This is a genomic window from Clostridium sp. E02, assembly GCF_003833015.1.
Taxonomy (GTDB): Bacteria; Bacillota; Clostridia; order Lachnospirales; family Lachnospiraceae; genus Lacrimispora.
This window is the reverse complement of sequence record NZ_RJLQ01000009.1, coordinates 145,595-166,065: the sequence shown is the minus strand read 5'-3', so window position 1 is coordinate 166,065 and position 20,471 is coordinate 145,595. Positions and strand designations below refer to the sequence as shown.

The window sequence follows — 20,471 nt, the reverse complement described above, 5'->3', positions numbered from 1 at the left end:
AAGAGAAAATTCGGCTTTCGGCATTTGCACGGTTGATAGAAAGTTGTGCGGTGTTGACGTACAAGAATTGGAGGAAACCATGGTAAATATAAGGGTGAAAGACATTCTTCTTGCAACAGGAGGCAGACTCCTTAGTGGGAAGGAAGAGACCATTCTAACGCATATAAGTATAGACTCCAGAACCATGAAAGGCAATGATCTGTTTGTTCCTATCATTGGGGAGAAAGTGGATGCGCACAATTTTATTAATCAGGCATTGGAACAGGGGGCTGTTGCTGTCTTAACCAGTCGACACGATACCAGTGATTCACAAAAAGCATTTATACGCGTTGCGGATACCAAAAAGGCTCTGCAGGCGATTGGAAGTTATTACCGGAGGCTCCTTAACCTGCCGCTCATAGGGATAACAGGGAGCGTTGGGAAGACGACAACGCGCGAGATGATCTCTTGTGCCTTGAGCGCAAGCTATCGGGTTTATAAAACACCAGGAAACAGCAATAGCCAGGTGGGGGTTCCTATTGCATTATCGGAGATCACACCTGAGGATGAAATCGGAGTCATTGAACTTGGAATGAGCGAGCCAGGAGAATTAACTGTGATTACAAAAATCGCAAACATACAAATGGCAGTGATAACTAATGTTGGAATCACCCATATTGAACAGCTTGGTTCCAGAGAAAATATATACAAAGAGAAATTGACGATTCAGGATGGTCTTTTAGAAGGTGGAACTCTATTCTTAAATGGAGATGATGAATTATTAAAAAATACGAAAGCAAAAAAGGGCTGTAAAACGATCTATTACGGAACCGGTTCTCATTGTGATTACCGTGCAGAGAACGTGCATTTAGAAGAAGGTTTTCCTGTATTTACAGCCGTCCATGGGGAAAATAAAGTTCCAGTCCGCTTGTCGGTTATGGGGAACCACAACGTTTTAAATGCCATGGTATCTCTCGCAGTGGCAGTAGAATGTAAAATCCCAATGGAAAAAGCAGTGGATGCGCTCCGTACGTTTACTGGCTTTAAAAATCGTCAGCAAATTTATGAGACGAACGATCTGACTGTAATTGATGATACGTATAATGCCAGTCCGGTTTCGATGAAAGCTGGACTGGAAGTCTTGAATTCCATGAAGAAAGCCAAAAGAAGAATTGCGGTTCTTGCCGATATGAAGGAACTTGGGGAAGGAGCTCGTTCCTATCATTATGAAATAGGAGAATACATCGCCGCACATCCGGTTTATGAAGTTGTAACATTGGGAGAATTGGCTGGTGAGATTGCAAGAGCAGTTAGGGAACTGGCTCCCCACATTCAGGTGCTTGAATTTATGGAGCAGTCTTCTCTGCTTTCGTATTTGAAAAAGGAGTTACAGGAAGGAGATTGTGTCCTGTTTAAAGGATCTAACAGTATGAAACTGGGGCAAATAGCCAATCAATTTCATTCGGTCCTATAAAAGGATATGACACATGTGAAGCTGGAGGAAAAAATGACTGAAACGTATGCCCGGATTATCATAGATATATCCCATGAAAAAGTAGACAGAACCTTCGATTATCGGATACCAGATGACCTTCTTGGTCAGGTTTTGGTTGGTACTAGGGTTCTGATTCCTTTCGGCAGAGGGAATTCTGTGCGAAAAGGATATGTAGTGGGTGTGACCTCTCAGCCGGATTATGATCCTGATAAAATTAAAAGTATTACCGGAATTGTGACCGACGGAGTGTCGGCAGAATCTTTGCTTATATCCTTGGCATGGTGGCTGAAAGCTCAGTATGGTTCCACCATGAATCAGGCTTTAAAAACAGTTCTTCCGATTAAGCAAAAGGTAAAACCCAGAGAAAAAAAAATAGTGAAAAGTCAGTTAGAACCGGAAGCGCTCATGAAGGCTTTAAAAGAAGCAGAAAGAAAAAATTATAAGGCACGAGTCCGGCTTTTTCAGGCTTTGTTAATGAATCCGGTGATTCCCTATGAGATAGCTGTAAATCAGATGAATCTATCTGCGACCACCTTAAAACCCCTGATAGAGAAAGGAATGATAGGCCTTATAACCGAAGAGATATATAGAAATCCCATTCGAGAGCTGAAACAAACGGGACTCAAAACCCATTTGAATGGGGAACAGCAAACGATTGTAGATTGTTTTTGTCAGGATGATACAAAGAATATCAACTACACCTATCTGATCCATGGAATTACTGGAAGTGGAAAGACAGAAGTATATATGGAACTAATTGAGCATGTGATTTTAGATGGTAGACAGGTGATTGTTTTGATTCCGGAAATTGCGCTGACCTACCAGACTGTAATGCGATTTTACGGTAGATTCGGTAACCGGGTTTCTATTATTAATTCCCGTTTGTCTGCCGGAGAACGTTATGATCAGTTTGAACGGGCGAAAAATGGTGAGGTCGATATTATGATAGGCCCCCGTTCTGCCTTGTTTACTCCCTTTTCAAATCTTGGGCTTATTATTATAGATGAGGAACACGAAGGTGCTTACAAAAGTGAAACAGTCCCAAGGTACCATGCCAGAGAGGTGGCGGTAAAACGAGCTTCTATGCAGCACGCATCTGTGGTTCTTGGTTCGGCAACGCCCTCTTTAGAGGCGTATTCTAAAGCGTTAAGGGGTGAGTTTAAACTGTTTCATCTGACAGAAAGAGCTAAAAAAGATAGCAGCCTGGCCCGTGTGGCGGTGGTGGATTTACGAAGGGAATTAAAAGAAGGGAATAAATCTATATTTAGTCGTAAACTACAGTCGCTGATCAAGGATCGGTTAGAGAAACGAGAGCAGATTATGCTCTTTATCAATCGGAGAGGATATTCTAATTTTGTGTCGTGTCGATCTTGTGGGGAAGCCATTCGGTGTCCTCATTGTGATGTGAGTCTAACGCTTCATAACAACCATAGATTGGTTTGTCATTATTGTGGTTATGGAATCAAGATGCCGGACCGGTGCCCGGCATGCGGATCTCCTTACATTGCGGATTTTGGGGTGGGGACTCAAAAGATCGAACTGATGATAAAAAAACTATTTCCCCAAGCGGGAATACTTCGTATGGATTTAGATACTACCAGAAAAAAAGGGGGACATGAATCCATATTATCGGCCTTTTCGGAAGGAGAAGCGGATATCTTAATCGGGACACAGATGATTGTAAAAGGCCATGATTTTCCCAATGTGACGCTGGTGGGGGTTCTGGCTGCCGACTTATCATTAAATACCCCGGATTATCGGTCGGCAGAACGTACCTTTCAGCTTTTGACTCAGTCAGCGGGGAGAGCTGGAAGGGATAAGAAGCAAGGCGATGTTGTAATTCAGACCTATAGCCCAGAGCATTACAGCATAGTCACGGCAGCAGCCCAGGATTATGAAGCCTTCTACAAGCAGGAGATGGCATATCGGCGAATGATGAAATATCCTCCCTCAAGTGGATTGCTGACGGTTCAGTTTTCCTCAAAAAATGAGCCTGCACTGAGAAAAGCAGCGGAAGCAGCAACCAGACATATAACCCCCTTTACCGAACAGAAAAAGATAGAAACAATCGGCCCAGTTGAAGCATCTGTCTATAAAATTAATGATATATATAGAAAAATTTTATACTTGAAACAAGAAAATTATGATATACTAATTAAAATCAGGGATCAGTTTGATGATTTTTTTGAACACCAACCAGAATTATTTGATCAGGTGTTGATCCAATACGATTTTTCATAAATGAGAGGATAGAAGATTATGGCTATTAGAAAGATTAGAACAATAGGTGATGAAATTTTAACGAAGAAATGCAAACCGGTAAAAGAGATGACTCAAAGAATAACCGATTTGATTGAAGATATGTTTGAAACGATGTACCAGGCAAGTGGAGTGGGTCTTGCAGCTCCTCAAGTTGGGATTTTAAAACAGATCGTTGTGATTGATGTAGAGGACGGAAATCAGTATGTTTTAATCAATCCAGAGATCATTGAAATGAAAGGAAGTCAGACTGGTCCGGAAGGCTGCTTGAGTGTGCCGGGTAAGTCAGGTACAGTAATTAGACCAAGCTACGTGAAGGTAAGGGCCTACGATACTCAGATGCAGCTATTTGAGTTAGAAGGAGAAGATTTTCTTGCACGAGCAATTTGTCACGAATGTGATCATTTAAATGGGGAACTTTATGTCAATAAAGTAGAAGGGGAACTAGAAGATGTGACCATGGATGAGGAAGAGGAGGTTTTTGAATAAATATGCGGATAATTTTTATGGGAACGCCCCAATTTTCAGTGCCTGCGCTTTGTGCTTTGATTGAGGCTGGACACGATGTAATCGCTGTTGTAACACAGCCGGATAAACCAAAGGGACGGGGAAAAGAAGTACAGATGTCACCGGTGAAAGAAAAGGCGATGGAGTATCAGATTCCCGTTTACCAACCGGTGAAGGCAAGGGATCCGGAATTTGTTCAGTTACTAACTGATTTGGCTCCGGATGTGATGGTGGTAGCGGCCTTTGGACAGCTGCTTCCCAAAAGCATTCTTACGATTCCTCCCCATGGCTGTGTAAACATTCATGCCTCTCTTCTTCCCAAATACCGGGGAGCCTCTCCCATTCAATATGCGGTGATCGATGGAGAGCGAACCAGTGGAATCACTACCATGATGATGGCAGAAGCTTTGGATACTGGGGATATGCTTGACCAAGAAGAGGTGGAACTAGACCCAAAAGAAACGGGAGGTTCTCTTCACGATAAACTTGGTGCAATTGGTGGAAAACTGATTATAAAGACATTAAAGAATATGGAAGAAGGAACCGCTGTGTTAAAACCACAGGACGAGTCGAAGATGAATTATGTGGGTATGATAAAAAAATCCATGGGAAACATCGACTGGACGATGGATGCGGTTTCCATCGAACGCCTAATCCGTGGTTTGAATCCATGGCCCAGTGCCTATACAAACTGGAATGGAAAGACTCTTAAACTGTGGAATGCAGATGTGGTAGCGAAGGATTATGATGGAGTATGCGGTCAAGTAGTGGAGACTGGAAAAGACTATTTGATGGTTAAAACTGGAAACGGAAGTCTGTCCATTCGTGAGTTACAGTTACAAGGCAAAAAACGTATGGTTGCAGGTGATTTTCTTCGTGGTTATAAACTTTTAGAAGGAACGGTATTTGAAAAAAGTTAAAAAAACGAGTTACAGTATATGAGTATTGGAGCATTTGAAAGAAAGGAGTGAAGATCAATGTATTATGGAGGCATGATGGGTTATTTTTTTGATCCCACTTGGATTTTTGTGTTAATCGGTGCAGTTTTGTCTATGGCGGCATCTGCCAGAGTAACCAGTACATTCAATAAATATTCTAAGGTAAGGAGTATGTCTGGAATGACAGGAGCAGAGGCAGCAAAACGTCTTTTAAACTCCCAGGGAATTTACGATGTAGATGTCCGTGCGGTCAGTGGTAAATTGTCCGATCATTATGATCCCCGTTCAAAAACAGTGAATCTTTCCGATTCTGTGTTTGGTTCCACCTCTGTGGCAGCGATTGGGGTTGCGGCACATGAGTGCGGCCATGCCATGCAGGATCACAACGGATATGTTCCTCTGCGTTTAAGAGGTGCCATCGTTCCGGTTTCCAATATTGGTTCCCAAGCAGCGTTCCCTGTTATTTTGCTTGGATTTTTCATTGGGGGAGCAGGTTCACCACTTGTTAATATTGGCTTGATCTTGTTTTCACTGGCTGTTTTGTTCCAGCTTGTGACCCTTCCGGTTGAATTCAATGCTTCCAGACGTGCAGTAACTTTACTTGGTAGTGTGGGGATTTTAGGGGATGAAGAACTTGGCCATACAAAAAAGGTACTTGGAGCGGCTGCTCTGACTTATGTCGCAGCATTGGCGGCAACGGTACTCCAGTTATTACGATTGGTATTATTATTTGGAGGAAGAAGAAATAATGACTAAAGACACAGACGGCAGGGAAATTGTTCTTGATATTCTGCTAGAAATTTTGGAACGATCGGGATATAGTCATTTAATCCTGCGTCAAGCTTTGAATAAGTATCAGTATTTAGATAAACCGGAACGCTCCTTTATATCCAGAACAGTAGATGGTACATTGGAACATTTAATACAGATTGATTATGTCATAGATTCTTTTTCTACTACAAAAGTCAAAAAGATGAAACCGTTGATCCGAACCATATTGCGGATGTCGGTTTATCAGATTCTATTTATGGATCGTGTTCCAGACTCTGCCGTATGCAACGAAGCTGTTAAATTAGCTGGCAAACGAAAATTCACTGGATTGAAAGGGTTTGTCAATGGAGTACTTCGGAACATATCAAGAAATAAAACAGATATAAGCTGGCCAAACGATTCCGTCCGTTATTCGATTCCCTCCTGGCTTGTGGATATGTGGAATCATGAATATGGCAAAGATACGGCTCGGCTCATGATGGAGTCTTTCCTGGAAAAAAGTAAAATGTCTGTACGAATCAATCGATCAAGAGCTTCCAAAGAAGATGTTTTAGATAGTTTGAAAAAACAGGGAGCTATGATACGAGAATCTTCCCTTTCGGATGAGATGATTTATCTAGAACAGTACGATTATCTAGAAGGCTTGGAAGCGTTTCAACAAGGTTATATTCAGGTACAAGATGTAAGCTCTAGTTTGGTTGGTGAAATTGCAGATCCCCAAAATGGAGATTACTGCATTGATGTTTGTGGAGCTCCCGGTGGGAAGAGCATTCATATTGCAGATAGACTAAAAGGATCTGGGATGGTAGAGGTACGTGATTTAAGTGAAGTGAAGGTAAATTTTATACAGGAGAACATCGCTCGGTGTGGATTTACTAATATGAAAACTCGTATTCAGGATGCACGGATTAAGGATCCAGATTCCATTGGGAAAGCGGATCTTGTGATTGCAGATCTTCCATGTTCCGGACTTGGCATTATTGGACGGAAACCAGATATAAAATATCGGATACAACCAGAAGACCTTAATCGTCTTGCATCGTTACAAAGGGAGATTCTCTCAGTTGTTCAGGAATATGTAAAACCAGGTGGTACCCTTATTTTTAGTACATGTACGATCAATATGAAAGAAAATGAAGAGAACGTGAATTGGTTCTTGGAGCAGTTTTCTTCCTTTCATGGAGTTGATCTTTCTGAAAAGCTAGGAAGTGAATTCCATTCAGAAACCATGAAGCATGGATATATACAGCTTTTGCCCGGTGTCCATCCCTGTGACGGATTTTTTATTGGGGCATTTAAAAAAGGAAAAAAGAATGAATAAAACAGATATAAAATCTCTGGATCTGAATGAACTGACTTCTTTTATTCGATCGATAGGGGAAAAACCGTTCCGTGGAAAACAGATCTATGAATGGATGCACCAGAAACTGGCTTTTAACTATGAGGAAATGACAAATCTTTCCAAATCTCTAAAAGAAAAATTACAGCAGTCAACAGTCTATACCTCACTTACGGTGGTAGAGGAAAAGATATCTGAGATTGATGGAACCAGAAAGTATTTATTTGGACTTTCCGATGGTAATATAATCGAAAGCGTTCTTATGAGATATAAGCATGGGAATTCTGTATGCATCTCCTCTCAGGTGGGCTGCCGTATGGGATGTCGGTTTTGTGCATCCACATTGGATGGGCTGGAACGTAATTTAACGCCTGCAGAAATGCTCGATCAGATTTATCGAATCCAGAGTATAACAGGAGAGCGGGTTTCCAACGTTGTGGTTATGGGATCAGGGGAACCTCTTGATAACTATGAAAATCTGATACAGTTTATAAAACTACTAACCGATGAAAACGGGCTGAATATCAGTCAACGAAATCTTACTGTGTCTACCTGCGGAATTGTGCCTGAAATCTACAAATTGGCAGAAGAAAATTTTCAAATTACGTTGGCGCTTTCTCTTCATGCTCCCAATGACCAGGTGCGTAAGAATTTAATGCCTGTTGCAAACCGTTATTCCCTATCAGAGGTATTACAGGCATGCCAGATATATTTTCAGAAAACAGGACGAAGACTTACCTTTGAATACAGCTTGGTAAGCGGTGTGAATGACAATTTGACGGAGGCAGCCGCTTTGACTTCATTATTAAAGCACCAGCACGGCCATGTAAATCTAATTCCAGTTAATCCCATTAAAGAAAGAGATTTTGTTCAATCCGATAAAAAATCAATTGATGCATTTAAAAATCATCTTGAAAAAAACGGAATAAATGTTACTATTAGAAGAGAAATGGGAAGAGATATTAATGGAGCTTGTGGCCAGTTAAGAAAAAGCTTTTTAAATCAGGAATAAAGGAAGTGAGAATTGGGCGATGAAGGCTTGCGCAATGACGGATACTGGTAAAGTCCGCACGGCGAATCAGGATTATGTCTATGCATCCATAGAATCGGTAGGCAAACTGCCGAATTTTTTCCTGGTTGCAGATGGCATGGGCGGTCACCAGGCAGGAGATTATGCTTCTAGATTTATTGTTGAAAATCTAGTGAAGTATATGAATCAGGCAAAAGAAACAAAAATCATTACTCTTCTCCGGGAAGGGATCGAATTAGCAAACAATATGCTGTATCAGGAATCAAAGAAAAAAGAAGAGTTGAATGGAATGGGGACAACCCTGGTTGCAGCAGTCATTGAGGATTCCGTTTTGCATATTGCTAACGTTGGCGATAGCAGACTCTATCTGGTCAGAAACCAGTTACTTCAGATCACGAAGGATCATTCCTATGTAGAAGAATTGGTTTCTTTGGGACAGATGGAACGGGGAAGTAAAGATTATAGGGAAAAGAAGAATATTATAACAAGGGCGATAGGTACAGAAGATAAACTGGAGATTGATTTTTTTGAAGTTGATCTTGAGCCTGGGGATTATGTGCTCATGTGTTCCGATGGACTTAGTAATATGTTGGAGGACGCAGAGATGGAACAAATCATCTGCTCAGAGCTGAAGCTTTCGGAAAAGGCAGAAAAACTAATCACAGTAGCCAATGACAATGGCGGAAAAGACAATATTGCTGTTGTTTTAATAGACCCGCAGATTGGCAGGGAGGTAAGCTTATGATCCTTAGACCAGGGACATTTTTACAGGACAGATATGAAATACTGGAACAAATCGGTTCCGGAGGGATGTCAAATGTGTATAAGGCCCTGTGCCATAAATTAAACCGCCTTGTTGCCATTAAGGTATTAAAGGAAGAGTTCAGTACTGACAGTAGTTTTGTCAGTAAATTTAAGATGGAAGCACAGGCATCGGCACGCCTGTCCCACCCTAACATTGTAAATGTTTATGATGTTGTGGATGAAGAAACACTCCATTACATTGTGATGGAGTTGATTGAAGGGATCACATTAAAAAATTATATCCAAAAAAAAGGCTGTTTAGATATCAAAGAAGCGATTGGGATTGCCATTTATGTTGCGCAGGGAATTGCTGCAGCACATGAACAGGAAATTGTTCACCGGGATATCAAACCTCAGAATATTATCATAGCTAGAGATGGAAAAGTAAAGGTTGCGGATTTTGGAATCGCCCGTGCAGCGTCGACTCAGACAATGAATGCGACAGCAGTGGGTTCAGTCCATTACATATCGCCAGAGCAGGCAAGAGGTGGCTACAGCGATGTTCGTAGTGATATTTACTCTCTTGGGATTTCCATGTATGAGATGGTTGCTGGAAAAGTTCCATTTCAAGGTGAGAATACGGTAACGGTTGCTTTGGCTCATTTGGAAGACCCGATTACACCTCCCAGCTATTTTAATGAAAGTATTCCCGTTGCACTGGAGAATATAATTCTAAAAAGTACAGAAAAAAAGCCGGAATACCGTTATCAAACCATGTATGAGGTAGTTGCAGATCTTCGGAAAGCTCTTGTGAATCCAAATGGAGATTTTGTTAAAAATAATACACAGGTGGATGATTCGCAGACTGTAATTATTGGAAAACCGGAATTGGAACAGATTCGTTCTGGACGCAAGATTCAAAAAGAGCAAGTGCAAGAGAATAAACATTATTATACACAAGAATCCTCACCCAATCAACGACAGGGGGGGAGAGAATCCTTGCCACCCAAAGGTAGAAAGGCAAAGCGCAATGACAACGAGGATGATTTAAACCCTAAACTTGAAAAACTTTTAACAGCGGCAGGCATAATCGTTGCAGTTGTAATTGTGATCGTGCTCATTGTGGTTTTTTCTAAAGTGAGTGGATTATTGCGGTTTGGATCTAGCAATAATACAGAGCCTTCACAATTAGAATCATCTACAGAAGTAACACTTAGCGATAAAACAGTTGAAATGCCAGATGTGTTAGAGCTAACGGAAGACATTGCTGAGCAAAAGCTGAAAGACAATGGCGGTCTTTATATGAAGATCAAAGATTATGCCTATGATGAAACCATCCCAAAAGGAGATGTAATATCACAAGATCCTTCTGCCGGGGAGGTGGTTGATAAGTATTCTGCTGTTTATGTGGTAATCAGTAAGGGACCAGAGTATGTCACTGTTGATTTAAAAGATCTTAACCTGAATAAAATGGATACAGAAACGGCTAAGGCATTGCTGGAAAAGAAAGGTCTTGTTGTGGATGTTCAACAGGAAAACAGTGATTCCGTTATGGCTGGATATGTAATGAGCTATCATCCGGAAGAAGCGAAAGAAGGAAGCAAAGTAACTTTGGTATCCAGCAATGGACCGGCGCTTGTTAATCCGGTTGTTGTTCCGGATATTAAGGGACAGACACAGGAAGTTGCCATAGAGATGCTGGCAGACGTAGGACTTATGCAGGGAACTGTTACAGAAGTATCTTCAGAAACCGTACAAAGAGGGAGCGTAGTCAGTCAGTCCTTAACTGCAGGCAGTCAGGCAGAAGCTGGGAGTTCGGTAAATTATGTGATCAGTACGGGAACAGAACAACAGTCCCGTTATAAATACATTGCCTCCATTGATAAGTCCTATTCTTTGCAGAATATCATTGGTCCAGGATCTGGAAGTACACAACTGACTTTGAAAATTCAGCTAAGACAAACGATTAATGGAAAAGATGAGGTAAGAGCTTTGATGGGACCGGTTACCATGAAGGGGGACCAGATGCTTCCTGTTTCGTTTAAAAACTTAGAGGGAGCTTACGGTGTAACAAGCGGAGCAATAGAAATCGTAAATGTGGAAACGGGTGATGTAATCAATTCTTACTCCATTACATTTGTCCCAGTTCCTCAATCATAAGGAATGGTATATGACTGGAAAAATATTAAAAGGAATCGCAGGATTCTATTATGTACACGGGACAGATGGAATGGTTTATGAATGCAAGGCAAAGGGGATCTTCCGTAATATAAATATCAAACCCTTGGTGGGAGATAATGTAAAGATTACCATTCTAGATGAGATGGAACGAAAAGGAAATATAGATGAAATTCTTCCAAGAGAAAATGCACTTGTTCGTCCCGCGGTTGCGAATGTTGATCAGGCTCTGGTGTTTTTTTCCATCACCCATCCAGAACCGAATTTAAATCTTTTGGATCGATTTTTAGTTATGATGGAGGTCCAAAATGTTCCTGTTAAAATATGTTTTAATAAATCGGATCTTTCGGATGTGAATAGACAAAAAGAACTCAAGGCCACCTATGAGCCGGCCGGCTATCCTGTTTATTTTACCAGTACCTACGAAAATCAGGGAATCAATGAGATTAAGTCATTGGTGAAAGGGAAAACAACGGTACTAGCTGGACCTTCAGGAGTCGGAAAATCTTCCCTTACCAATTTGATTTATCCCCTGGCAGATATGGAAACGGCTCAGATAAGTGAAAAAATCCAGAGAGGGAAACATACCACCCGGCATTCAGAACTATTTGGAATAGGTGATAACACGTATATGATGGATACACCTGGATTCAGTTCTATGTATATAGAAGATCTGGAGTGCGGTCAGTTAAAAAACTACTTTAACGAGTTTGATGCATTTGAAGAGGAATGCCGCTTTCTGGGTTGTGTCCATATTGGTGAAACCACTTGTGGCGTTAAGGATGCAGTAAAGGAAGGAAAAATCAGTGAGAGCCGATATCATAATTATCAGCTCTTGTATCAGGAACTAAAAGAGAAAAGGAGATATTAATATGCTTAAACTTGCCCCATCAATATTAGCGGCAGACTTTAAAAATCTTGGACAACAGGTGTCGGAGGTATCGGAGGCAGGAGCCAGTTATATTCATCTAGATGTAATGGATGGAGCATTTGTTCCAAGTATTTCCTTTGGATTTCCCGTAATCTCCAGTCTTAGGAACTGCACCAACAAACAATTTGATGTGCATATGATGGTGGAAGAACCAGGCCGTTACATTGATGATGTCAAACAGGCAGGTGCTGATCTTATTTGCGTTCATGCAGAAGCATGCACTCACTTGGATCGGACCATCAACCAAATCAAAGAAGCAGGAGTAAAGGCTGGAGTAGCTTTAAATCCGGCAACCCCCTTATCGGCTCTTGATTGTATTTTAGCAGAAGTAGATATGGTGCTGATCATGTCCGTGAATCCAGGATTTGGGGGCCAGAAATTTATCCCATACACACTGGAGAAAATCCGATCATTAAGAAGGTTGTGTGAAGAGAGAAAGATTAATCTGGATATTGAAGTGGATGGAGGCGTGACTTGTGATAATGTCCGAGAGTTGATCGAGGCAGGAGCCAATATCTTTGTAGCTGGATCGGCTGTGTTTAAGGGTGATTTAAAAACCAACACACAATCATTTTTAGATATATTTAAGGAATATGAAAAGTGAAAGAAAAATCAAAAGGTTTAATTGTAACAGGCGGAATTATGGATTATGAATTCGCAAATGCTTATTTGAAGAATCAATCATTTGACCACGTCATTGCCGTTGACAGCGGTCTTTTGGCAGTTAACAGACTAAATCTAAAGCCAGATGCAATCGTCGGTGATTTTGATTCTGTTGATCCAGATGTTTTTTTAGAATATCAAAGCAGTTCTGATGAGATTACCTGGGATATCCATAAACCGGAAAAAGATGAAACGGATACAGAATTGGGAATAAATAAGGCTATAGTACTTGGCTGTACAGATCTTACACTTTTAGGGGCGATGGGAGGAAGGATGGATCATTCTCTAGGGAATATTCATCTATTATACGACTGCTTAAAAAGAGGAGTTACGGCTTCTGTGATTGACTCCAAAAACAGGGTTACTGTGCTTGATAAAAAAAGATGGTTTTATGTGGATCAGGTATGGGGGAAATATATTTCTTTCCTGCCTTTGACAATGGAAGTGCATGGAATTACCCTCACAGGGTTTAAATATCCGCTTCATAAAAAAGATATTACCATAGGAAAAAGCCTTTGCATCAGCAATGAACTTATAAGTGAGACTGGTTCCATCGACTTTGATTCTGGGGTATTGATCTGTGTGGAATCTCACGATTAACTGGAATGGTTCAAAAGATTAAAACTGGATATTTATATCACTCCACTTGCATGCTAAGATAAGGATCATTAAAACAGCAAGGGAGAAACAAAAGATGAAACAATCAAATACATTTTATAAGATTTCACTTACCGGTCTTTTTGCAGCAATGTCCTATGTGGTATTTACGTTTTTGCAGGTTAAGATCACATTGCCAGGTGGAGATGCCACTTCCATTCATTTGGGAAATGCAGTCTGTGTTTTGGGTGCATTGTTATTAGGCGGATTTTATGGAGGCTTAGGAGGAGCGATTGGAATGACCATCGGGGATCTTCTTGATCCTGTTTACGTGGTGTATGCTCCTAAGACATTTGTATTAAAACTTTGCATTGGACTGATTACCGGACTCGTAGCACATCGGATTGGCAAAATTAATAAGACTTCTGATCAGAAACGTGTGGTTCTCTATGTGACTATGGGAGCGGTTTTTGGACTTTTATTTAATGTGATTTCCGATCCATTGATTGGCTATTTTTATAAACTTCTGATTTTAGGGAAACCAGCAGCACAACTCTCACTGGTTTGGAATGTGGCATCTACAATCGTGAATGCAGTTACTTCCACGGTCGTTGCAGTCATGATCTATATTCCTCTTCGAAGGGCACTGATTCGCTCTGGATTATTTGAAAGGATTCGTTAGTAATCTAGGAACGAAAGGGGAATTTTGGGAAAAGGGCTTTTCTTTGCCCTTTTTTTGTAGTATAATCAACGGCAGATTATGATGTGAATTGAATTCGCAGAGAATATTGAGGAGAAACCAGGAGGAATACCATGTTAGATTTAAAGTTTGTAAGAGAAAATCCTGAAATTGTAAAGGAAAACATTAAGAATAAATTTCAGGACAGCAAGCTTCCAATGGTCGATGAGGTCATCGAGTTGGATGCTCGTAGCCGTGTGGCAAAGCAGGAAGGAGATGCTTTAAGAGCGGAACGCAACAAACTTTCCAAACAGATCGGCGCCTTAATGGGACAAGGGAAAAAAGAAGAAGCAGAAGATATGAAGAAAAAAGTCACGGATGCTTCCGATCATCTGGCTGAACTGGAAGAAAAGGAGCGCGAACTGGATGAAAAGATTAAAAAAATCATGATGATCATACCAAATATCATAGATTCCAGCGTGCCCATTGGAAAGGATGACAGTGAGAACGTTGAAGTGGAACGATATGGAGAGGCTGTGGTTCCAGAATTTGAAATTCCGTATCACACCGATATCATGGAACGCTTTCATGGAATCGATCTAGAGAGCGCAAGAAAAGTGGCTGGTAACGGTTTCTATTATTTAATGGGTGACATTGCTAGACTTCATTCTTCCGTTATTTCATATGCAAGAGATTTTATGATCAATCGTGGATTCACCTATTGTATTCCACCTTTTATGATCCGCAGCGAAGTAGTAACAGGCGTTATGAGTTTTGCGGAGATGGATGCAATGATGTATAAGATAGAAGGGGAAGATCTTTACCTGATTGGTACAAGTGAACATTCCATGATCGGTAAATACATTGATACAATTTTGCAAGAGGGGGAACTCCCTCAGACTTTGACTAGTTATTCTCCTTGTTTCCGTAAAGAAAAGGGTGCTCATGGATTAGAAGAACGAGGCGTATATCGGATCCACCAGTTTGAAAAACAGGAAATGATCGTTGTTTGTAATCCAGAGGAGAGTATGGACTGGTATGAAAAACTGTGGAAGAATACAGTTGATTTATTCCGCTCTCTTGATATACCAGTAAGAACGCTGGAATGTTGTTCTGGGGATCTAGCAGACTTAAAGGTAAAATCAGTGGATGTGGAAGCATGGTCTCCAAGACAGAAAAAGTATTTTGAAGTAGGAAGTTGTTCGAACTTAGGGGATGCTCAGGCGAGACGTCTGAAAATTCGAGTGGCTGGAGAGGATGGGAAAAAGTATTTTGCCCATACCTTAAACAATACGGTGGTTGCACCACCGAGAATGCTGATTGCTTTCTTAGAAAACAATCTAGAAGCAGATGGAACCGTAAGAATTCCGGAAGCACTACAGCCATATATGGGTGGACAAAAGGCACTTGTTCCTCAAAAGTAATCAAAGATTCAGGGTCTGACCCTTTAAAGGTCGGGCCCTTTTATAAAACGTGTAGAGGAAGAAAATTGATAAAAAGGAGGAAAACCATATGATTACATTCAATCACTTTAATTTTAATGTTCTTAATCTGGAAAAAAGTTTACAGTTTTATAAAGAAGCATTGGGACTTACTCCAGTAAGGGAGAAGAATGCAGAAGATGGTTCTTTTAAACTAATTTATCTAGGAGATGGGAAGACGGATTTTACGCTGGAACTTACTTATCTTAGGGATCGGAAGGAACCATATAATCTTGGTGAGTGTGAATTTCATCTTGCATTTCATACCGACGAATATGAAGCATGTTATGAAAAGCACAAAAAAATGGGAGTGATATGTTTTGAAAATCCTGCCATGGGAATCTACTTTATAAGCGATCCTGACGGATACTGGCTGGAAATAGTTCCGGATAAGTAAGGAGAAAAAAGGTGTATATAACAGTGAATGGAATTCGGCTTTATTATGAAGTTTCGGGCAGAGGACCAGCCATGATACTGGTTCATGGAAACGGGGAAGATCACAAGATTTTTAAAGAAACAGCGAATCTGCTTCATAAGGATTATACGGTATATTCCATGGATTCCAGGGGGCATGGTAAAAGTGCTGGAAAAGAAACGATCAGCTATGAGCAGATGGCAGAAGATGTGGCAGAGTTTGTCCGGATTTTGAAGTTGAATTATCCGATCTACTGTGGATTCAGCGACGGAGCAATCATAGGAATACTAGCAGCGGTTAAGCATCCGAAACTTTTCTCGAAAATGGTGATCTGCGGTGCCAATGCATACCCGGAAGGGCTAAAGCGCCGATGGCTCATTTTTTATGGGTTCCTTGCACTGGTTTTTCGTGATCCCAGGGTTCGAATGATGTTGAGAGAGCCTAAGATATCTGGAAAGGAACTAGAACAAATTGCTGTTCCGACCTTAGTTCTGGCTGGAGAAAAAGATATGGTTCGTCATTCCCACACGGTTTATCTGGCTTCAAAGATTAAAAATAGCTGCCTTAGAATTCTTGCGGGCGAAACTCATGGAAGCTATGTAGTTCACAGCAAAAAGCTTTATTGTTATATGGAAAAATTTTTAAAGAACAGGGTGTAAAGAAAAAACACTTGACACCTCAAAAAAAATATTGTATGATATCACAGGTGATGTTATGGAGAAGATTGCAAGACAAGGTTTTTTATATGATTTCTATGGCGCTCTTTTGACTGAGCACCAAAGACAGGTGTATGAAGATGTGATATTTTATGATCTTTCGCTAAGTGAGATAGCCAATGAACGTGGGATCAGCCGTCAGGGGGTTCATGACCTGATTAAACGGTGTGATAAAATCCTGAATGGTTATGAAGAAAAGCTTCATTTGGTTGAAAAATTTGAACAGACAAAGAAACTAGCGGTAGAAATCAAAAGTCTGACAAAACAGTTTACTGAAACGTCTGACCGAAATCTGATCCATCGCATCGAAGAGATATCGGGCGAAATCATAGAGCTGGAAACTCATTAGGAGGGCATTGTATGGCTTTTGAGAGCTTATCCGATAAATTACAAACTGTATTCAAAAATTTGCGGGGCAAAGGACGTTTGTCTGAGACCGATGTAAAAGCAGCATTAAAAGAAGTTAAGATGGCTTTGTTAGAAGCTGATGTTAATTTTAAGGTAGTGAAACAGTTTATTCAAGCTGTTCAAGAGAGGGCTGTGGGCCAAGATGTCCAGAATAGTCTAACTCCGGGACAGATGGTAATAAAGATTGTGAATGAAGAGCTGGTAACACTGATGGGCTCTGAGACAACAGAAATTCAGTTAAAACCTGCAGGAGAAATCACAGTCATTCTGATGGCTGGTCTTCAAGGGGCAGGTAAAACTACAACGACTGCTAAGATTGCAGGAAAATTGAAAACAAAAGGCAGAAATCCGTTGTTAGTGGCTTGCGATGTCTATCGTCCAGCTGCCATAAAACAGTTACAGATTAACGGCGAAAAACAGGATGTTCCGGTATTTTCCATGGGAGAAAATCAGAAACCTGCCGATATTGCAAAAGCTGCCATTGCATCCGCAGCAAAGAATGGTCAAAATACCGTAATCTTAGATACTGCAGGACGTCTTCATATTGATGAGGACATGATGGATGAACTAAAAGAAATCAAAGCTGTAGTGGAAGTAGATCAGACAATTCTGGTAGTAGATGCAATGACAGGACAAGATGCAGTAAATGTAGCTGGAATGTTCAATGACAAAGTCGGGATTGACGGAGTGATTATTACCAAATTAGATGGAGATACCAGAGGTGGTTCTGCACTTTCCATTCGAGCAGTAACAGGCAAACCGGTTCTTTACGTGGGTATGGGGGAGAAACTTTCAGATTTGGAGCAATTTTATCCAGATCGTATGGCTTCCAGAATTCTTGGTATGGGGGATATCCTTTCTCTAATTGAAAAAGCAGGAACCCAGGTAGACGAAGAAAAAGCGAAAGAATTATCAAAGAAATTAAGAAAAGCAGAATTTGATTACAATGACTTCTTGGACCAGATGAGCCAGATCAAAAAGATGGGCGGTATGTCTAGCATTATGAGCATGATGCCAGGTATGGGACAGATGAAGGATATGGATTTTGATGAAAAAGCTATGGATCGTGTGGAAGCGATCATTCTTTCTATGAGTAACAAAGAGAGAACCAGTCCAGATCTTATGAAGAATGCTTCTAGAAAGCAGCGGGTAGCAAAAGGTGCTGGTGTCGATATCGGTGAAGTGAATCGCATTGTCAAACAGTTTGAACAGATGAAAAAGATGATGAAACAGCTTCCGGGTATGATGGGTGGCGCAGGTAAGCGTCATGGTGGCGGTTTACTAGGAAAATTGAAATTACCGTTTTAAATTAATCACGTTAGCAAGGCAGTTTCCTGCATTGACTATATATATATTTAATTGTAGATTTAAGGAGGTGAAATAAAAAATGGCAGTAAAGATGAGATTAAAAAGATTGGGTCAGAAAAAGGCTCCTTTCTATAGAATTGTAGTTGCAGATTCCAGATCTCCTAGAGATGGAAGATTCATCGAAGAAATTGGTTACTATGATCCGAATACAGAACCAAGTGTAATCAAGTTTAACGAAGAAGATGCAAAGAAATGGTTAGCAACAGGTGCTCAGCCAACTGAAGTTGTAAGCAAGCTTTTAAAGATCGCCGGTATCCAGTAGTGAGAGGTGAAGCATATGAAGGAATTAGTAGAAGTAATTGCAAAAGCACTGGTTGATTATCCAGATCATGTTGCTGTTACTGAGACTGTAAAAGACGATGAAATCGTTCTTGAACTTACGGTTGAACCTTCCGATATGGGTAAGGTGATTGGCAAGCAGGGTAGGATTGCAAAAGCCATCCGCTCTGTTGTAAAAGCAGCAGCTTCCAAAGAAGACAAAAAAGTTACTGTAGAAATACAGTAATGGATAAGACCGCCGACCTGTCGGGAGACGGTCTTCTTTTGTTCCATAAACCATTGGTTTATGTGGAAACATTTAGAAATAAGCCGGATACTATTATCCGGTTTCTTTTGTATAATATGGAGAGATAGATGGAAAATTTGTTAAGAGTCGGAATAATATCCTCTACCCATGGGTTACGGGGAGAAGTAAAGGTATTTCCTACCACAGATGATGCAGCTCGATTTAAAAAATTGAAAAAGGTAATTCTTGATACGGGCAAAGAACAAGTGGATTTGGAAATTGAAGGGGTAAAATTCTTCAAAAATATGGCTATTTTAAAATTCAAGGGAATCGATTCGATTAACGAGATTGAAAAATACAAAGGGAAAGATTTGTTGATACCGAGAGAACAGGCCGTAGAGCTTGGACCGGATGAGAATTTTATTTTTGATCTGATTGGTCTTAAGGTAGTTACCGATGAACAGATGGAATTTGGAACATTAACCGACGTGATTAAGACAGGTGCCAATGACGTTTATGTTGTAACGACGCAAGAAGGGAAGGAAGTCCTGTTTCCAGCAATCAAAGAATGTGTTCTTGATGTAAATCTGGATCAAGGGATCGTTATGGTTCATATTATGGACGGGCTTCTGGATTGAAATAGAGGAGTAAAGTATGAACTATCACGTATTAACGTTATTTCCTGAGATGGTAAAGAATGGTTTGGATACCAGCATAATTGGACGAGCAGCAGAAAAAGGGCTTTTATCGGTTCAGGCAATTGACATACGGGATTATTCAACAGATAAGCATCATAGCGTAGATGATTATCCTTATGGCGGAGGTGCTGGTATGGTTATGCAGCCGATGCCTATTTGTGATGCTTATGATTCCTTGTGTGAAACTCTGGATAAAAAACCTCGTGTGATTTATCTCACTCCCCAGGGGAGGGTTTTTAATCAGACAATCGCAGAGGAACTATCAAAAGAAGAGGACTTGGTCTTTTTATGTGGTCATTATGAAGGTGTGGACGAAAGAGCGTTGGAGCTGATAGCCACGGATTATATTTCCGTAGGAGATTATGTTTTGACAGGTGGAGAACTTCCCGCCATGCTTATGATTGATTGCATATCCAGATTAATTCCAGGTGTTTTAAACAACGAAACTTCTGCTGAGTTTGAATCATTTCATGATAATTTACTAGAATATCCCCAGTATACCAGACCGGAAACATATCGAAATCTAAAAGTCCCAGATGTCCTTTTATCTGGTCATCATAAGAATATTGATACATGGCGTAGAGAGCAATCCATAAAGCGTACGGCTGAAAGAAGACCAGATTTGTTGGAGACTGCTTCATTGTCAAAAAGTGAAAAAGAATATTTAAAAAAGCTTTTGGAAAATGAGGGAAACAAGGACTTATTTCAATAATAAGGACTTGCATTCCTGGATTCTTTGTGTTAAAATACGAATGTTGTGATGAAAGGCG

Annotated in this window: 22 protein-coding genes; all 22 read left to right on the top strand. The window is 40.6% G+C overall.

Going from position 1 to position 20,471, the window contains the following annotated elements:
• Window positions 1–79: 79 nt before the first annotated feature.
• The 22 genes from murF to trmD all read left to right on the top strand — a co-directional run bounded on the left by murF (window position 80) and on the right by trmD (window position 20,413).
• Window positions 80–1,453 (top strand): UDP-N-acetylmuramoyl-tripeptide--D-alanyl-D-alanine ligase, encoded by a 1,374-nt coding sequence (gene murF, locus EFT72_RS08775; RefSeq protein WP_124066537.1) that lies wholly within the window; start codon window positions 80–82, stop codon window positions 1,451–1,453.
• A gap of 33 nt (window positions 1,454–1,486) precedes the next feature.
• Window positions 1,487–3,715, top strand: a complete 2,229-nt coding sequence (priA, locus tag EFT72_RS08770; protein ID WP_124066536.1) for a primosomal protein N' — start codon at window positions 1,487–1,489, stop codon at window positions 3,713–3,715.
• Window positions 3,716–3,733: 18 nt separating this feature from the next.
• Window positions 3,734–4,222 (top strand): peptide deformylase, encoded by a 489-nt coding sequence (def, locus tag EFT72_RS08765; protein WP_124066535.1) that lies wholly within the window; start codon window positions 3,734–3,736, stop codon window positions 4,220–4,222.
• A 2-nt stretch (window positions 4,223–4,224) separates the two neighbouring features.
• Entirely contained in the window at window positions 4,225–5,160 is a 936-nt protein-coding gene (gene fmt / locus EFT72_RS08760; RefSeq protein WP_124066534.1) for a methionyl-tRNA formyltransferase, read from the top strand.
• A 57-nt stretch (window positions 5,161–5,217) separates the two neighbouring features.
• Window positions 5,218–5,934, top strand: a complete 717-nt coding sequence (locus tag EFT72_RS08755) for a zinc metallopeptidase (protein WP_124066533.1) — start codon at window positions 5,218–5,220, stop codon at window positions 5,932–5,934.
• Complete coding sequence (rsmB, locus tag EFT72_RS08750; RefSeq protein ID WP_124066532.1) at window positions 5,927–7,270, top strand: 16S rRNA (cytosine(967)-C(5))-methyltransferase RsmB; 1,344 nt, start codon at window positions 5,927–5,929, stop codon at window positions 7,268–7,270. Before EFT72_RS08755 ends, rsmB begins: the two co-directional genes overlap by 8 nt.
• Window positions 7,263–8,300 (top strand): 23S rRNA (adenine(2503)-C(2))-methyltransferase RlmN, encoded by a 1,038-nt coding sequence (gene rlmN, locus EFT72_RS08745; RefSeq protein WP_124066531.1) that lies wholly within the window; start codon window positions 7,263–7,265, stop codon window positions 8,298–8,300. Before rsmB ends, rlmN begins: the two co-directional genes overlap by 8 nt.
• Window positions 8,301–8,319: 19 nt before the next feature.
• Window positions 8,320–9,063, top strand: a complete 744-nt coding sequence (locus EFT72_RS08740; protein ID WP_124066530.1) for a Stp1/IreP family PP2C-type Ser/Thr phosphatase — start codon at window positions 8,320–8,322, stop codon at window positions 9,061–9,063.
• The gene (gene pknB, locus EFT72_RS08735; RefSeq protein ID WP_124066529.1) at window positions 9,060–11,222 is read left to right on the top strand and encodes a Stk1 family PASTA domain-containing Ser/Thr kinase; all 2,163 of its coding nucleotides are present in this window, start codon (window positions 9,060–9,062) and stop codon (window positions 11,220–11,222) included. The genes EFT72_RS08740 and pknB overlap by 4 nt, the downstream gene beginning before the upstream one ends.
• 10 nt (window positions 11,223–11,232) lie before the next feature.
• Window positions 11,233–12,111 carry a ribosome small subunit-dependent GTPase A gene (gene rsgA, locus EFT72_RS08730; protein WP_124066528.1) on the top strand — a complete coding sequence of 293 codons (879 nt, stop codon included), beginning with the start codon at window positions 11,233–11,235 and terminating at the stop codon, window positions 12,109–12,111.
• Window position 12,112: 1 nt separating this feature from the next.
• A complete protein-coding gene (gene rpe / locus EFT72_RS08725; RefSeq protein ID WP_124066527.1) occupies window positions 12,113–12,775 on the top strand; it encodes a ribulose-phosphate 3-epimerase in 663 nt (220 codons plus the stop codon).
• Window positions 12,772–13,434 carry a thiamine diphosphokinase gene (locus EFT72_RS08720; RefSeq protein ID WP_124066526.1) on the top strand — a complete coding sequence of 221 codons (663 nt, stop codon included), beginning with the start codon at window positions 12,772–12,774 and terminating at the stop codon, window positions 13,432–13,434. Before rpe ends, EFT72_RS08720 begins: the two co-directional genes overlap by 4 nt.
• A 94-nt stretch (window positions 13,435–13,528) precedes the next feature.
• Window positions 13,529–14,113, top strand: a complete 585-nt coding sequence (locus EFT72_RS08715; protein WP_124066525.1) for an ECF transporter S component — start codon at window positions 13,529–13,531, stop codon at window positions 14,111–14,113.
• 131 nt (window positions 14,114–14,244) lie between these two features.
• Window positions 14,245–15,534: a serine--tRNA ligase gene (serS, locus tag EFT72_RS08710; protein WP_124066524.1), complete on the top strand. Its 1,290-nt coding sequence runs from the start codon at window positions 14,245–14,247 to the stop codon at window positions 15,532–15,534.
• An 88-nt stretch (window positions 15,535–15,622) separates the two neighbouring features.
• The gene (locus EFT72_RS08705; protein WP_124066523.1) at window positions 15,623–15,988 is read left to right on the top strand and encodes a VOC family protein; all 366 of its coding nucleotides are present in this window, start codon (window positions 15,623–15,625) and stop codon (window positions 15,986–15,988) included.
• Between the two features lie 11 nt (window positions 15,989–15,999).
• Window positions 16,000–16,665 (top strand): alpha/beta hydrolase, encoded by a 666-nt coding sequence (locus EFT72_RS08700; RefSeq protein WP_124066522.1) that lies wholly within the window; start codon window positions 16,000–16,002, stop codon window positions 16,663–16,665.
• 55 nt (window positions 16,666–16,720) lie between these two features.
• Window positions 16,721–17,071, top strand: a complete 351-nt coding sequence (gene ylxM, locus EFT72_RS08695) for a YlxM family DNA-binding protein (RefSeq protein ID WP_124066521.1) — start codon at window positions 16,721–16,723, stop codon at window positions 17,069–17,071.
• Between the two features lie 11 nt (window positions 17,072–17,082).
• A complete protein-coding gene (gene ffh / locus EFT72_RS08690; RefSeq protein ID WP_124066520.1) occupies window positions 17,083–18,438 on the top strand; it encodes a signal recognition particle protein in 1,356 nt (451 codons plus the stop codon).
• A gap of 79 nt (window positions 18,439–18,517) precedes the next feature.
• Window positions 18,518–18,760 (top strand): 30S ribosomal protein S16, encoded by a 243-nt coding sequence (gene rpsP, locus EFT72_RS08685; RefSeq protein ID WP_124066519.1) that lies wholly within the window; start codon window positions 18,518–18,520, stop codon window positions 18,758–18,760.
• Between the two features lie 15 nt (window positions 18,761–18,775).
• Window positions 18,776–19,003 (top strand): KH domain-containing protein, encoded by a 228-nt coding sequence (locus EFT72_RS08680; RefSeq protein WP_124066518.1) that lies wholly within the window; start codon window positions 18,776–18,778, stop codon window positions 19,001–19,003.
• Between the two features lie 128 nt (window positions 19,004–19,131).
• Entirely contained in the window at window positions 19,132–19,641 is a 510-nt protein-coding gene (gene rimM / locus EFT72_RS08675; RefSeq protein ID WP_124066517.1) for a ribosome maturation factor RimM, read from the top strand.
• A gap of 16 nt (window positions 19,642–19,657) precedes the next feature.
• A complete protein-coding gene (gene trmD, locus EFT72_RS08670) occupies window positions 19,658–20,413 on the top strand; it encodes a tRNA (guanosine(37)-N1)-methyltransferase TrmD (protein WP_124066516.1) in 756 nt (251 codons plus the stop codon).
• Window positions 20,414–20,471 lie beyond the last annotated feature (58 nt).

Bases quoted from the DNA above. Each gene is read 5' to 3' on its own strand.
- murF (WP_124066537.1), top strand. From the start codon at position 80: ATGGTAAATATAAGGGTGAAAGACATTCTTCTTGCAACAGGAGGCAGA.
- priA (WP_124066536.1), top strand. From the start codon at position 1,487: ATGACTGAAACGTATGCCCGGATTATCATAGATATATCCCATGAAAAA.
- def (WP_124066535.1), top strand. From the start codon at position 3,734: ATGGCTATTAGAAAGATTAGAACAATAGGTGATGAAATTTTAACGAAG.
- fmt (WP_124066534.1), top strand. From the start codon at position 4,225: ATGCGGATAATTTTTATGGGAACGCCCCAATTTTCAGTGCCTGCGCTT.
- EFT72_RS08755 (WP_124066533.1), top strand. From the start codon at position 5,218: ATGTATTATGGAGGCATGATGGGTTATTTTTTTGATCCCACTTGGATT.
- rsmB (WP_124066532.1), top strand. From the start codon at position 5,927: ATGACTAAAGACACAGACGGCAGGGAAATTGTTCTTGATATTCTGCTA.
- rlmN (WP_124066531.1), top strand. From the start codon at position 7,263: ATGAATAAAACAGATATAAAATCTCTGGATCTGAATGAACTGACTTCT.
- EFT72_RS08740 (WP_124066530.1), top strand. From the start codon at position 8,320: ATGAAGGCTTGCGCAATGACGGATACTGGTAAAGTCCGCACGGCGAAT.
- pknB (WP_124066529.1), top strand. From the start codon at position 9,060: ATGATCCTTAGACCAGGGACATTTTTACAGGACAGATATGAAATACTG.
- rsgA (WP_124066528.1), top strand. From the start codon at position 11,233: ATGACTGGAAAAATATTAAAAGGAATCGCAGGATTCTATTATGTACAC.
- rpe (WP_124066527.1), top strand. From the start codon at position 12,113: ATGCTTAAACTTGCCCCATCAATATTAGCGGCAGACTTTAAAAATCTT.
- EFT72_RS08715 (WP_124066525.1), top strand. From the start codon at position 13,529: ATGAAACAATCAAATACATTTTATAAGATTTCACTTACCGGTCTTTTT.
- serS (WP_124066524.1), top strand. From the start codon at position 14,245: ATGTTAGATTTAAAGTTTGTAAGAGAAAATCCTGAAATTGTAAAGGAA.
- EFT72_RS08705 (WP_124066523.1), top strand. From the start codon at position 15,623: ATGATTACATTCAATCACTTTAATTTTAATGTTCTTAATCTGGAAAAA.
- ylxM (WP_124066521.1), top strand. From the start codon at position 16,721: ATGGAGAAGATTGCAAGACAAGGTTTTTTATATGATTTCTATGGCGCT.
- ffh (WP_124066520.1), top strand. From the start codon at position 17,083: ATGGCTTTTGAGAGCTTATCCGATAAATTACAAACTGTATTCAAAAAT.
- rpsP (WP_124066519.1), top strand. From the start codon at position 18,518: ATGGCAGTAAAGATGAGATTAAAAAGATTGGGTCAGAAAAAGGCTCCT.
- EFT72_RS08680 (WP_124066518.1), top strand. From the start codon at position 18,776: ATGAAGGAATTAGTAGAAGTAATTGCAAAAGCACTGGTTGATTATCCA.
- rimM (WP_124066517.1), top strand. From the start codon at position 19,132: ATGGAAAATTTGTTAAGAGTCGGAATAATATCCTCTACCCATGGGTTA.
- trmD (WP_124066516.1), top strand. From the start codon at position 19,658: ATGAACTATCACGTATTAACGTTATTTCCTGAGATGGTAAAGAATGGT.